The 12,910-nt window shown below is 57.1% G+C and carries 10 protein-coding genes and 1 tRNA gene; 4 read left to right on the top strand and 7 right to left on the bottom strand.

Annotated features, from left to right (window positions below):
- Both AC4GMC_RS14245 and trpE read left to right on the top strand, forming a co-directional pair.
- Positions 1–1,832, top strand: a 1,832-nt coding sequence (locus tag AC4GMC_RS14245) for a peptidylprolyl isomerase (protein WP_487879433.1), incomplete at its 5' end; no start/stop codon positions are given.
- Positions 1,833–1,835: 3 nt separating this feature from the next.
- Positions 1,836–3,344 (top strand): anthranilate synthase component I, encoded by a 1,509-nt coding sequence (gene trpE / locus AC4GMC_RS14240; RefSeq protein WP_487876000.1) that lies wholly within the window; start codon positions 1,836–1,838, stop codon positions 3,342–3,344.
- 3 nt (positions 3,345–3,347) lie between these two features.
- Here the strand turns inward: trpE and AC4GMC_RS14235 are convergent, their stop codons facing one another.
- The 7 genes from AC4GMC_RS14235 to pdxH all read right to left on the bottom strand — a co-directional run bounded on the left by AC4GMC_RS14235 (position 3,348) and on the right by pdxH (position 11,538).
- Positions 3,348–3,935 carry a c-type cytochrome gene (locus tag AC4GMC_RS14235; protein ID WP_487875999.1) on the bottom strand — a complete coding sequence of 196 codons (588 nt, stop codon included), beginning with the start codon at positions 3,933–3,935 and terminating at the stop codon, positions 3,348–3,350.
- On the bottom strand, positions 3,932–5,188 hold the full coding sequence (locus AC4GMC_RS14230) for a PQQ-dependent sugar dehydrogenase (RefSeq protein ID WP_487875998.1): 1,257 nt from the start codon (positions 5,186–5,188) through the stop codon (positions 3,932–3,934). The genes AC4GMC_RS14235 and AC4GMC_RS14230 overlap by 4 nt, the downstream gene beginning before the upstream one ends.
- A gap of 313 nt (positions 5,189–5,501) precedes the next feature.
- The gene (locus AC4GMC_RS14225; protein WP_487875997.1) at positions 5,502–9,179 is read right to left on the bottom strand and encodes a vitamin B12-dependent ribonucleotide reductase; all 3,678 of its coding nucleotides are present in this window, start codon (positions 9,177–9,179) and stop codon (positions 5,502–5,504) included.
- A 450-nt stretch (positions 9,180–9,629) separates the two neighbouring features.
- Positions 9,630–9,706 (bottom strand) — tRNA-Pro (locus AC4GMC_RS14220).
- A gap of 64 nt (positions 9,707–9,770) precedes the next feature.
- Entirely contained in the window at positions 9,771–10,223 is a 453-nt protein-coding gene (locus tag AC4GMC_RS14215; RefSeq protein WP_487876009.1) for a DUF192 domain-containing protein, read from the bottom strand.
- A gap of 8 nt (positions 10,224–10,231) precedes the next feature.
- Positions 10,232–10,735: a cold-shock protein gene (locus tag AC4GMC_RS14210; protein ID WP_487876008.1), complete on the bottom strand. Its 504-nt coding sequence runs from the start codon at positions 10,733–10,735 to the stop codon at positions 10,232–10,234.
- A gap of 161 nt (positions 10,736–10,896) precedes the next feature.
- A complete protein-coding gene (gene pdxH, locus AC4GMC_RS14205) occupies positions 10,897–11,538 on the bottom strand; it encodes a pyridoxamine 5'-phosphate oxidase (protein ID WP_487875996.1) in 642 nt (213 codons plus the stop codon).
- Between the two features lie 97 nt (positions 11,539–11,635).
- On the opposite strand from pdxH, the gene fabI reads away from it, so the two are divergent.
- Together fabI and gpt are read left to right on the top strand one after the other, a co-directional pair.
- Entirely contained in the window at positions 11,636–12,448 is an 813-nt protein-coding gene (fabI, locus tag AC4GMC_RS14200; protein WP_116904536.1) for an enoyl-ACP reductase FabI, read from the top strand.
- 5 nt (positions 12,449–12,453) lie between these two features.
- Positions 12,454–12,910, top strand: a 457-nt coding sequence (gpt, locus tag AC4GMC_RS14195) for a xanthine phosphoribosyltransferase (protein WP_490391466.1), incomplete at its 3' end; no start/stop codon positions are given.

Here is a 12,910-nt window from a genome sequence, read left to right as displayed (position 1 = left end):
AGGTGTCGAATATTGCCATGTGGGGTGTCCTCGCGCTCCTGATGTTTGCGCTTGCGGGCTTTGGCGTCACGGGGTTCGGCGGTTCTGTCCGGGTTGTGGCCGAGGTTGGTGATCAAGAGGTCACCACCAATGCCTATGCCCGTGCGATCCGCCAAGAACAGCGCAACCTGCAACAGCAGACGGGTCAAGCTTTGTCGCTGTCGGATATGCAAAGCTTTGGGATTGATCGTGGTGTTTTGGCCCGACTGATTGCCTCTGCCGCGCTTGATAGCGAAACCGCCCGCTTGGGTATTTCGGTTGGCGACGCAGAAGTGGCACGCCAGATCGCGTCGATCCCGGCATTTCAGGGCGTTGACGGCACATTCGACCGTGACGGCTATACCTTTGCTCTGCGCTCAGCAGGCTTGAATGAGCGGGAATTTGAACGCCAAGTGCGATCCGAGACTGCGCGGGACATTCTGCAAGGCGCGGTCTTGGGCGGCATTAGCCCATCATCGACCTTTGCCGAACTGATCGCGAACTGGGAGTTTGAGACCCGCGACATCACGCTGGCAACAGTCACGATGGCCGATCTGGATGCGGGTCCATTGGCCCCTTCGGCGGATGAGCTGCAAGCGCACTACGACGAAAACGCCGCCGTGTTCACAGCGCCCGAAGCGCGTCGCATCAAAGTTGCTTGGGCCACGCCCGAGCAATTGCTGAACACGATTGACGTTCCCGAAGCGCGTCTGCGCGAATTGTACGAACAGCGCAGCGATGAGTTTAGTCAGCCCGCCCGTGTCTTGGCCGAGCGCCTTGGTTTTGCTGATCGGGCGGCTGCCGATGCGGCCTTGGCTGACATGACCGCAGGCACGACCACGTTTGATGCGCTAGTAACGGATCGCGGTTTGACGCTAGATGACGTGGATCAGGGAGAACTGGCCGAAGCCGATGTGTCAGATGCCATTGCCGCGGCGTTGTTCGCCTCGGACGAGCCCGGTCTGGTTGGTCCTGTTGATACCGATCTGGGCCCCGCGATCTATCGCGTGAACGCCGTGTTGTCGGCCACCGAAGTCCCGTTTGAGGACGTCGCCGATGCATTGCGGGCCGAATATGCCAGCGACCAAGCGCGTCGTGTTCTGTCCGATGCGATCCCCGAAATTGATGACCTGCTCGCCGCTGGCGCCACCCTTGATGAACTGGCTGCTGAAACTGATCTTAGCGTTGAAACCATCGAATGGCGCCAAGGCGACAGCGATGGCATCGCGGGCTACGATGCCTTTCAACTTGCGGCCGCTGCCGTTCAAGAAGGCGATTTCCCTGAAGTGTTGGAACTGTCGGACGGCGGTGTCTTTGCCATTGAACTGCTAGAAGTCATCCCACCCGCCCTGCCACCACTGGCTGAGATCGAGGCTGATGTGACCGCAAGCTGGGTTGCCGCGTCAAACGCCGCGCGTGTCTTGGAAAAGGCCAATGCCTTGGCCACATCTGACGCGCCCTTCGACGACCTAGAGACTGAGACCATCGCAGGCCTGGCCCGCGACGGCGTGCTAGAGGGCGCACCACGTGCCCTAGCCACGCAAGTCTTTGCCTTGGCCGAAGCAGAGGTCGTAGCCATCGCAGGCCCGAATGCCACCGCCTTTGTCGTCCGTGTGGACCGCATCGTTTCGGCGGACCGCAGCGCGCCAGAGGTGATCCAAACCGTCGAGGCGTTGGAGCAAGCGATCCTGCGTGGCCGCGCCCAAGACGTTTTTGAAGCCTACGGACAAGCGGTGCAGGCCGATGCGGGTCTGACCGTGAACCAGCAAGCGATCAATGCCGCCAACGCATCGATCGGCCAAGGGGGCCTTTAAACCATGGCTCTTTTGCCCGACTTTGATGCCTTCGCCACCGGCTGGGAGGCTGGCGAAAACCAAGTGGTGTATACCCGGATCGCGGCTGATTTGGACACGCCTGTCTCGCTGATGCTTAAGCTGGCGGACGCAGAGCCAATGTCATTTGTGCTTGAGTCCGTGACCGGCGGTGAGGTGCGTGGCCGCTATTCGATTATCGGGATGAAGCCTGATCTGGTTTGGGAATGCAGGGGGGAAACGTCCCGGCTGAACCGGACCGCCCGCTATGACACCGACGCGTTTGAGCCGTGTGCCGACGCCCCCCTAACCGCTTTGCGCGCCATCCTTGCCGAAAGCCGGATTGACCTGCCAGACGATCTGCCCGCCTCTGCGGCCGGACTGTTTGGGTTCCTTGGCTACGACATGATCCGGCTGGTCGAACATCTGCCCAACGTGAACCCCGATCCTCTTGGGCTGCCAGATGCGCTGATGCTGCGCCCATCGGTTGTTGCCGTTCTGGACGGCGTAAAGGGTGAGGTCATTTTGGTGGCTCCTGCTTGGGTCGGCTCGGGGCTGAATGCCCGCGCGGCTTATGCGCAAGCTGCTGAACGTGTGGCCGATGCCTTGCGCGCGCTGGAACGCAACCCGTCCGCCCCACGCGGTGAGGCCGAGGCCGCCGACCTGCCCGAGCCTGTGTCAAACTTCACCAAGCCTGACTATCTAGCTGCCGTCGACAAGGCCAAGGATTACATCCGTGCTGGTGATATCTTTCAGGTCGTCCCGTCCCAGCGCTGGACCCAAGACTTTCCGTTGCCGCCCTTCTCGCTTTATCGCGCGTTGCGCCGCACGAACCCGTCCCCGTTCATGTTCTACTTCAACATGGGCAGTTTTCAGGTTGTTGGCGCCTCGCCCGAAATCCTTGTGCGGGTATTTGGCCAAGAGGTCACGATCCGACCCATCGCCGGCACCCGCCCCCGCGGCGCGACGCCCGAAGAAGACAAGGCGCTTGAGGCTGATTTGTTGGCAGATGCCAAGGAACTGGCGGAACACCTGATGCTGCTTGATTTGGGCCGCAATGACACGGGCCGTGTGTCCAAGATCGGGACTGTGCGCCCCACTGAACAGTTCATCATCGAGCGGTACAGCCACGTCATGCACATCGTGTCAAACGTTGTGGGCGAGCTGTCCGATGATCACGATGCGCTTTCTGCACTGCTGGCGGGCCTGCCTGCGGGCACCGTGTCTGGCGCGCCAAAGGTCCGTGCGATGGAAATCATCGACGAGTTGGAGCCTGAAAAGCGTGGCGTCTATGGCGGCGGCTGCGGGTATTTTGCCTCTAACGGTGACATGGATATGTGCATCGCGTTGCGCACAGCCGTGATCAAAGACGGCAAGTTGTATATCCAAGCCGGTGGTGGCGTTGTCTATGACAGCGACCCCGAGGCCGAGTTCCAAGAGACCGTCAACAAGTCGAAGGCGATCCGCGCCGCAGCGACCGAGGCCGCACGGTTTGCGGGGCGTGGAAACACCTAGCCCCTATTCCGCTGGCGGTAGGATTTCGAGCGTCACCGCGGCATACCAATCCGCGACTTCGCGGATTTCTGTATCTGACAGCGCTGCGGCAACATCTGACATGATCTCATGTTGGCGGTTGCCGCGTTTGAACGCCTTGAGCTGCGTATCGATATAAATATTCGTCTCACCGGTTAGGTTTGGCGCATCCAACAGCACCGAAATTCCGTCCGCTCCGTGACAAGACACGCAGTCCTGCGGGGCGTTTTCGGCGGATACGCCTTCGGGCAATGTTGCACGCGCTTGGTGCGCGCCGTACCACGCAGAGACATCCGCGATTTGCTGCACAGACAGGCCTGCGGTGACGATGCTCATCATTTCATGCTCGCGCTGCCCGGTTTTGAACGCGATCAGTTGCGCCTCTAGGTAGGACGTCGGCTCCCCCCCGATATGGGGGGCTATCGGGATCTGCGCGTAGCCATCTAAACCATGACAGGTGCGGCACATATTGGCGATCTTGCGTCCATTGTCAGGATCACCTGCATTGACCACCTGAGGGAGGCCCCCGGCGAGCAAAAGCCCGCCGAGAACCCAAGTTATCGCCTGCCTCATTGAGCCATTCCAACGTAGGCAATCCGCCAAATCGCACCTGCGAAATCGTCGGACACCAGCATTGATCCATCGGGCAGGAACTCAATATCCATGGGGCGACCGCGATATTCGCCGGTATCTTCATTCAACCAACCATCGGCAAAGACCTGCGCACCGGCGGCGTTTCCGTCCTCATCCAGGGCGGTGAACATCACGCGCGCGCCCACGGGTTCGGTCCGGTTCCATGAACCGTGCTGCGCCCAAAAGATCCCGCCGTGGTAGGCTTGGGGGAAGCTGTCATCGTGATAGAACCGCATTCCCAGGTCCGCAGCATGGGCCGTAAGTTCAAGCTGCGGCTCCACAAAGCTGACGCCTTCGGGGCGTGGCACATCCTTGTAGAGTGGGATTTCCACGCGGCTGTTGGTCCATGGAAAGCCAAAGTGCTGTCCGGCCGCGGTTTGGCGATTCAACTCTCCGGGGGGAATATCATCCCCCATCCCGTCAACTTGGTTGTCGGTCCACCACAGTTCACCCGTTGCCGGGTTGAAGTCCTGCCCCACAGAGTTGCGAACCCCGCGTGTATAAACCTCGCGGCCGGAACCATCGGTGTTCATGCGAATGATCCCACCGATCCCCCACTCATCATACAGTTCAAGTTTATCAATGGGTTGCACATTATGCGGCTGCCCAAGTGAAATATAGAGCTTTCCATCGGGGCCGATATCACACACCCGCGCAGTGTGATTAAAGCTTTCTTCCTCGGCTGGAACCAAGCCACCTTGGGGCACCACCACACCGACGGCAGGGTCCGGCCCTTCAAAGAAAAACTCAGCCGCTGGAAAGACCAAAACACGGTTTCGCTCAGCAATATAGAGGAACCCATCGGGTGAGAAACAGGGGCCATTCGGGATATCAAAGGTGACGGAGGGGGCGAAGTCCTTGACCTCATCCGCGACACGGTCACGGTCCCGGTCGATAATGGACCACATCTTGTCTTTGCGGGTGCCCGCAAACAAAACGGTGCCTTGAGGCGCCATCGCCATGGACCGCGCGTCCGGTACAACGGCGTAAAGGCTGACCTCAAAGCCATCGGGCACGTTTATATGATCCACAATTGCCTTTAGCGCATCAGCCCGAGCGCCTGTTTGTTCTACGTGCGTAAAGGTCGCGTCCGTCTTTTGCATATTGGACAGACGGTCCATGTTGTCTTGAGCGGCCAGAGGTGTAGACAAAAAGGACGTGCAGAGCAGAACTGCAAAGCTGCGTTTGATCATTTTTTCCTCCCAGAAAAATTTTAGACTAGTTTTGGCTTTAAAAGGCAGCGGGCAAAATTCGCTTTACCTAACGTAATGTTTGTCTGAGCCGGAATTTAAGTCAATCCCAAAGGTTAATGCTCACGTTTGTGGAGGATTGTTGCGGATACTCAGGTGAACGGGGCGTTCACAGTGGTCAGCACAAAGAAAAAGGGGGCTCTCGCCCCCCAGTTTTGCCATTCGCACCAAATCGTTGACCGCTCGCACTGGCTCGCCTGTGCGCGAAGGCATAACTGAAAAGGGTCGGAGCGATATGCCCCGACCCAAGTCTTGTTTAGCTACAACCGGACGTCCCGCCGCAAGTGTTGCACTTCATGCAGGTGCCGTTACGCACCAGCGTGTAGTTGCCACACTCACCGCATGCCTCGCCCTCGTAACCCTGCATCTTGGCCTTGGTGCGCGCATCCATGGAAACCGAACCAGAGGCCACAGCAGTTGTCGTCGTGACCGAAACCGTTTCGGGTACCAGCGTGCTGAGCGTGCCAACCGGATCAGCCGCACCGCGCGACAGCATTTCTGCGCCACCTTGCAGGACCACCAGATCGTTGGGCAGACGTTTGCGCAGATAACCCGTCGAAGACACTTGCTTGAGCATCTCCAACGATTTGTTTGCAGCAGTCTCAGACGGTGTGGAAACGTTTGCCACACCCTCTTGCTCGCCTCGGCCCAAATCGTCGAACGCGTGGCCTTCGGGCTTTACGTGCGCCAGATCGGTGCGATCCAGATAGCTGACCGCCAATTCGCGGAAGATGTAGTCAAGGATCGACGTCGCATTTTTGATGCTGTCGTTGCCTTGGACCATACCGGCTGGCTCAAACTTGGTGAACGTAAAGGCGTCAACGAACTCCTCCAGCGGCACACCGTATTGCAGACCCACGGACACCGCGATGGCGAAGTTGTTCATCATCGCCCGGAAGCCTGCGCCCTCTTTGTGCATATCGATGAAGATCTCACCGAGGTTGCCGTCCGAGTATTCGCCCGTCCTCAGGTACACTTTGTGTCCGCCAACGACGGCCTTTTGTGTGTAGCCCTTACGACGCTCTGGCATCTTTTCGCGGTGGCTGCGGACAACCTCCTTGACGATGACCTTCTCCACGATTTTTTCGGCGATGACTTGCGCCTTTTGCATCGTGGTGCCGCTTTCGAGTGTTTCGGCAGCTTCGTCGTCATCTTCGACCAATGCTGCGGCCAAAGGCTGGGACAGCTTGGACCCGTCGCGGTAGAGCGCGTTTGCCTTGATACCGAGCGACCATGACAGCTCATACGCTTTTTGGCAGTCGGTGATCGACGCATCGTTGGGCATGTTGATCGTCTTGGAGATAGCGCCCGAGATGAACGATTGTGCAGCAGCCATCATATAGATGTGGCTATCAACGGACAGGTAACGCTTGCCCTTTTTTCCGCAAGGGTTGGCACAGTCAAACACGCTCAGGTGCTCATCCTTAAGGCCCGGTGCGCCTTCCAGCGTCATGGTCCCACAGACGTGGTCATTGGCCAGATCGATGTCTGTTTTTGCAAAGCCAAGGTGACGCAGCAGGTCGAACGTTGGATCGTTCAGCTTGGCCGTGGGGATACCCAGCGTTTTGGTGCAGAAATCTTCACCGAGGGTCCATTGGTTGAACACAAAGCGGATGTCGAACGCGGATGGCAGTGCAGCTTCGATCTTGTCGATCTCTGCCTGACCAAAGCCATGCCCCACAAGGCTGGAGTGGTTGATGCCGGGCGCATTGCCGAGCGTACCGTGGCCAACCGCGTAGGAGATGATCTCACCGATTTGCGCCTGACCGTAACCCAGTTTTTCGAGAGCTGCGGGCACGGATTGGTTGATGATCTTGAAGTACCCGCCACCGGCGAGCTTCTTGAACTTAACCAGCGCAAAGTCAGGCTCGATCCCGGTGGTGTCACAGTCCATGACCAGACCGATGGTGCCGGTGGGCGCGATCACGGTGGATTGCGCGTTGCGGAAACCATGGGCTTCACCCAGCTCAACGGCTTGATCCCAAGTCGTTTTCGCCAAAGCCGACAGCTCTGCATCGGGGCAGTTGGCATGATCCAGCGGAACGGGTTTGATGTCGAGCTCTTCATACCCATCGCTGTTGCCGTAGGCTGCGTTGCGGTGGTTTCGCATGACGCGGGCCATGTGCTTGGCGTTTTTCGCGTACCCTGGGAACGGGCCCAGCTCACCAGCAATTTCGGCCGACGTCGCATAGGAAACGCCTGTCATCACAGCGCTGAGCGCGCCGCACAATGCGCGGCCTTCGTCACTGTCGTAGCTGTGGCCCATATTCATCAGCAAGCCGCCGATGTTTGCATAACCCAGACCGAGCGTGCGGAAGTCATACGACCGCTGCGCGATTTCTTTGGACGGGAACTGCGCCATCATGACCGAGATTTCGAGCGTCACAGTCCAAAGACGCGCGGCGTGCATATAGGTCTGTGCATCAAATTTGCCGTCGTGGAAGAACGTCAGCAGGTTCATCGACGCAAGGTTACAGGCCGTGTCGTCGAGGAACATGTACTCGGAACAAGGGTTGGAGCCACGGATCGGGCCGTCTTCGGGGCATGTGTGCCACGCGTTGACCGTATCGTGGTACTGGATGCCCGGATCGGCACATGCCCAAGCGGCGTGCCCAATGGTTTCCCACAGATCGCGCGCCTTGATTGTCTTGGCGACTTTGCCGTTGGTCCGGTTGATCAGATCCCAATCCGCATCGGCCTCAACCGCCTTGAGGAATGCATCGGTCACCCGGACCGAATTGTTGGAGTTCTGGCCAGAGACCGAGCTGTAGGCTTCGGAATCCCAGTCTGTGTCGTAGGTCGGGAATTCAATACTGTCATAGCCTTGCTTTGCGTAATCCAGCACGCGCTTGACGTATGTTTCTGGAATTGCGCATTTTTTGGCGTCGCGGATCGCGGACTTGAGGCCTGCGTTCTTGGTCGGATCGACCGCGTCTACAAGCGCCCCGTCCCATGCTTTGATCGCGGCAAAAATCTTGTTGAGCTCGCGCTCGTGCATCTTGGAACCAGCAACGATGGAGGCAACCTTTTGCTCCTCCAGTACTTTCCAGTTGATGTATTCTTCTACATCGGGGTGATCTGCATCGACGATCACCATCTTGGCCGCACGACGCGTCGTGCCGCCGGATTTGATAGCACCTGCTGCACGGTCGCCAATCTTCAAAAAGCCCATCAGGCCGGAGGACTTACCACCGCCAGACAGCGCCTCACCCGCGCCGCGGAGTGATGAAAAGTTGGTGCCCGTACCGGAGCCGTATTTGAACAGACGTGCTTCACGAACCCACAGGTCCATGATGCCGCCCTCATTCACCAGATCGTCCGAAACAGATTGGATGAAGCAGGCGTGGGGCTGCGGATGCTCATACGACGAGGTCGACTTGGTCAGTTTGCCCGTTTTGTAGTCTACGTAATGGTGGCCCTGCGCCGGACCATCAATACCATACGCCCAGTGCAGGCCGGTGTTGAACCACTGCGGTGAGTTTGGAGCGGCCATCTGTTTGGCCAGCATCAAACGCATTTCATCAAAATAGGCGCGCGCGTCTGCCTCTGCGGTGAAGTAACCGCCCTTCCAGCCCCAATAGGCCCATGCACCAGCCAAACGGTTGAACACTTGCTTGGAAGAGGTCTCGCCGCCGAAACGATCCTCTTCGGGCAATTTAGCCAGCGCGTCCTCATCGGGGACAGAGCGCCACAAAAACTCAGGCACGCCTTTTTCTTTGACGGTCTTCAAGCACGCAGCCACACCGGCTTTGCGGAAGTATTTCTGAGCGATCACATCGCTGGCGACTTGGCTCCAGCTTTCTGGAACTTCAACCGCGTCCAATTTGAACACGGTAGTCCCATCCGGGTTACGGATTTCGGATGTCGTCGTCGTGAATGCCAAGTCTGCATACGCGTCTTGACCATCCTGTGTGAGTTTCCGCTCAATTTTCATATCTGCCTCCGGCGCATTAAATAATTGGCAGCCCAAGCTGCCGCGTTGAAACGCACGTCTTCGGTGGCGCGCGGTGCTGCGCCAAGCCCGTAGTGGGGATGAAGATGATTGCTCCGTGCGGCACCATATGTAGTGCAAATCTGCGCCGCCCACACAACTTGCCGTAGTCAGGCCTATTGGGTCAATTGAAAAATCAAACAATCCACAGCAAAAATACCCTTGACGAATGAGGGGGTCAGCCCATGCGTTTGGCCCCTTCGATTCATATTTTTGAGCGAACTTATTACCACAATAACAAAAGCGTTAAACACTGGGGGCTTAGCGCCTTTACCTCAAGTAAAGTCTCAAGAAGAAACAAGTTAACAACAACATATGGACGTTAACCCAAGGTTAAGTGGGGTTAACGTCCATATGTTGTCTTGCTTAGAAATTGTGCAACCGAAGTTGCGGTGGTCGGGGCGGCGAGATTCGAACTCACGACCCCCTGTACCCAAAACAGGTGCGCTACCAGACTGCGCCACGCCCCGACACACCGCCGCTCTAATAGGTTTCGTCGGGCTTGAAAAGACCCAACTGCATCTTCTTTGACGGTTAATTATCTGAGCACGGCCAAACCGCTATATCTTGGGGCAAACCCGGATGTTGCAGCACGTCTCCGACGGCCAGATTAAGCATTCTCGCCATGCCGCCGTTGATTTCCAACACCGCCAAGCCCGGTTCTGGCGCGCGAATGGGGGTCTCATCGTGGGGAGTCGCATTTGCGTGAATGTGCCGAATCTCTCCGGCGGCGTTGAGAAAGATCATATCGAGCGGGATGAGCGTATTGCGCATCCAGAACGCCAAAGGCTGAGTAGATTCGTATATGAAGAGCATGCCCTCAAAGCGCGGCATTCTCTCAACGTGCATCAAACCTTGCGCGCGTTCTTGGGGCGTGTCTGCCACCCTAACCGCAAATGAGACTTGTCCAAACGTCCCACGCAGGTCAACGCGGTCCGCAGCACAGTCGGCGTGAACAGCACCCGCCGCGCAAAAGGCTGCAAACAATGCAGCCGTTAGGAGGGTGTTTCGTAATATTCCCAACGCCGCACCTCTGCCGCCAATAGTCCCCGTTCGCCCATGATTGTGCGCAGGCAAATCGCCTCACCCGGCTGAAGATCCGCAAGGCCGAAGCGGCGCAGAACCTCTGCATGGACAAAAATATCATCCGTAGAGCCAAAGGCATTCGCGAAGCCAAAGCCCTTGGCCTTGTCAAACCATTTAACCCGCGCGGGCAAGAACGGTGTGCCATCTGGCACGGGCTGCATGAACTCAGGCATTTCTTCCTGAGTGTCCAAGTCAAGAAAAGGCGGCACGATTGCGTATACTTCTACGGCCTGAAACCCACGTGAGGTCCGCTGCACGTCAAACGTGACGTTTGCACCATCAGGCACAGAGCTTTGGCCAAAGTTGCGCAACACATTCATGTGCAGCAACACGTCTCCATCGACTTGCGCGCATGTCGCAAAGCCAAAACCCCGTGTCACATCAAACCATTTTATTGTTCCCTCACACCGAATGAGGTCTTCGTCGGAAATATTTTCTACAGCAACCCGATCCACTTTACGCCCTGCCCTCTAATTATTTATTCACTTTGTGCGATCGCGTGATCAATCGCAAGTCTGGGCGTTATTGATACTCAAAACGAGACAATGCGGCAAGCAATACGACGTAGCGTAAACTAAGGATTAAGCCGCTGAGTGGACCAGGCCGCGGGATCGTGTTGACGGGTTCGCGCTGCTGCCTCAGACCGCGTCCAACGGAACCGGTCGTGCAACCTGTAGGCTCCATCAGCCCATAGCTCGATCTCAACCGGCATGATCCGAAAGCCACCCCAGAATGGAGGCCGTGTCGGGGCAGTGCCATGCTGCGCGGTCACCTTTGCAACCTCGGCCATCAATGATCCGCGCGACTTGAGCGGCTGGCTTTGCGCGGATGCCCACGCCCCAAGCCGGGATTTGAGCGAACGACTGGCATAGTAGGCATCAGCCTGAGGCCCCTCTTCCCGCTCGACCACGCCGCGCACGCGAATTTGACGATGCAGCGATTTCCAATGACACACAAAAGCGGCCTTGCCAGCTTGCGTGATCTCTTGGCCCTTTACCGAAGTGTAATTGGTGTAAAAAACAAATGCGTTGTCCTCGATTTCTTTTAACAAGACCATCCGCACGTTTGGCATGCCATCCGCATCGACGGTGGACAAAGCAATCGCATTGGGATCGTTCAATTCAGAGGCCTCAGCCTCTGCCATCCAGCGACGCGCGATCTGAAACGGATCGTCTCCTGCAAAGATATCTTGGCTCTGTGTATCGTTGCTGCCCATTGTGACCTTTTCCCCATTGTCGGCTTGGAACTTGATGCGCCCGACGGTTTCGCCTAAAGCACATCAACCCACATAGAGATGATCTGAGGCGATGGAAATGCAAGGACTTATGAACGGTAAGCGCGGGCTCATTATGGGCCTTGCGAACGACAAATCAATCGCCTGGGGCATCGCGCAAGCATGTGCCGAGCAAGGTGCAGAGTTGGCGTTTTCCTACCAAGGCGACGCAGTGAAAAAGCGGGTTTTGCCGTTGGCTGAGCAGCTTGGCAGCAACATTGTTCTGCCCTGTGACGTGGGCGATATGGCATCGATTGACGCCATGTTCGATGGCCTCAAGGAACACTGGGATCACTTTGATTTTGTTGTCCATGCCATTGGATTTTCTGATAAATCCGAGCTCAGAGGCCGCTACGTCGACACGTCTCTGGATAACTTCCTGATGACGATGAACATCTCGGTCTACTCATTCACGGCTGTCGCACAGCGCGCAGAGAAGATGATGCCTAACGGTGGCTCGCTGCTTACGCTCACGTACTATGGCGCGGAAAAAGTTATGCCGCACTATAACGTCATGGGTTTGGCGAAATCAGCGCTTGAAACCTCCGTCCAGTATATGGCCGAAGATCTGGGCAAGCAAAACATCCGCGTCAACGCGATCTCGGCCGGTACGATCAAGACACTCGCAGCCTCCGGCATCGGCGACTTCCGCTACATCATGAAATGGACCGAGCATAATTCGCCCCTTCGCCGTACAGTTACGACGACAGAGGTCGGAAAATCTGCCATGTATTTGTTGAGCGATCTAAGCTCTGCCGTGACGGGAACTGTTCACCATGTAGATTCCGGCTACCATGTTGTCGGCATGAAGGCCGTGGACGCCCCCGACATCACCGTCGACAAAAAGGATTAATCCGCATGAGCACGCGTTTACCCCATGAAAAGGGTTTCCACATCAGCTGGGACCAAATTCACCGTGACAGCCGCGCGCTTGCATGGCGCCTTGACGGGCGGGGGCCCGATGACGGTGCATGGCGCGCTATTGTTGCCATCACCCGTGGCGGCATGGCGCCGGCCATGATCGTCGCGCGTGAGTTGGATATCCGCATGGTCGATACGATTTCAGTCCGCAGCTACAACCATCAGACGCAGGGTGAGGCCGTTGTGTTAAACAAACCCTCGGACGATTTGATGGGAGACGGCACCGGTGTCTTAGTCATCGATGACTTGGTCGACAGTGGCAAAACACTTGAGGTCGTGCGCAGTCTTTACCCCAATGCCCACTTTGCAACCGTCTATGCAAAGCCCAAAGGTGAGCCAATGGTGGACACGTTCATTACGGGCGTCAGCCAAGACACTTGGATCTTTTTCCCAT

It is taken from the genome of Thalassobacter sp., from assembly GCF_982993085.1.
Note: the sequence above shows the minus strand (reverse complement) of the source record. Positions and strands in the feature narration are given on the sequence as shown.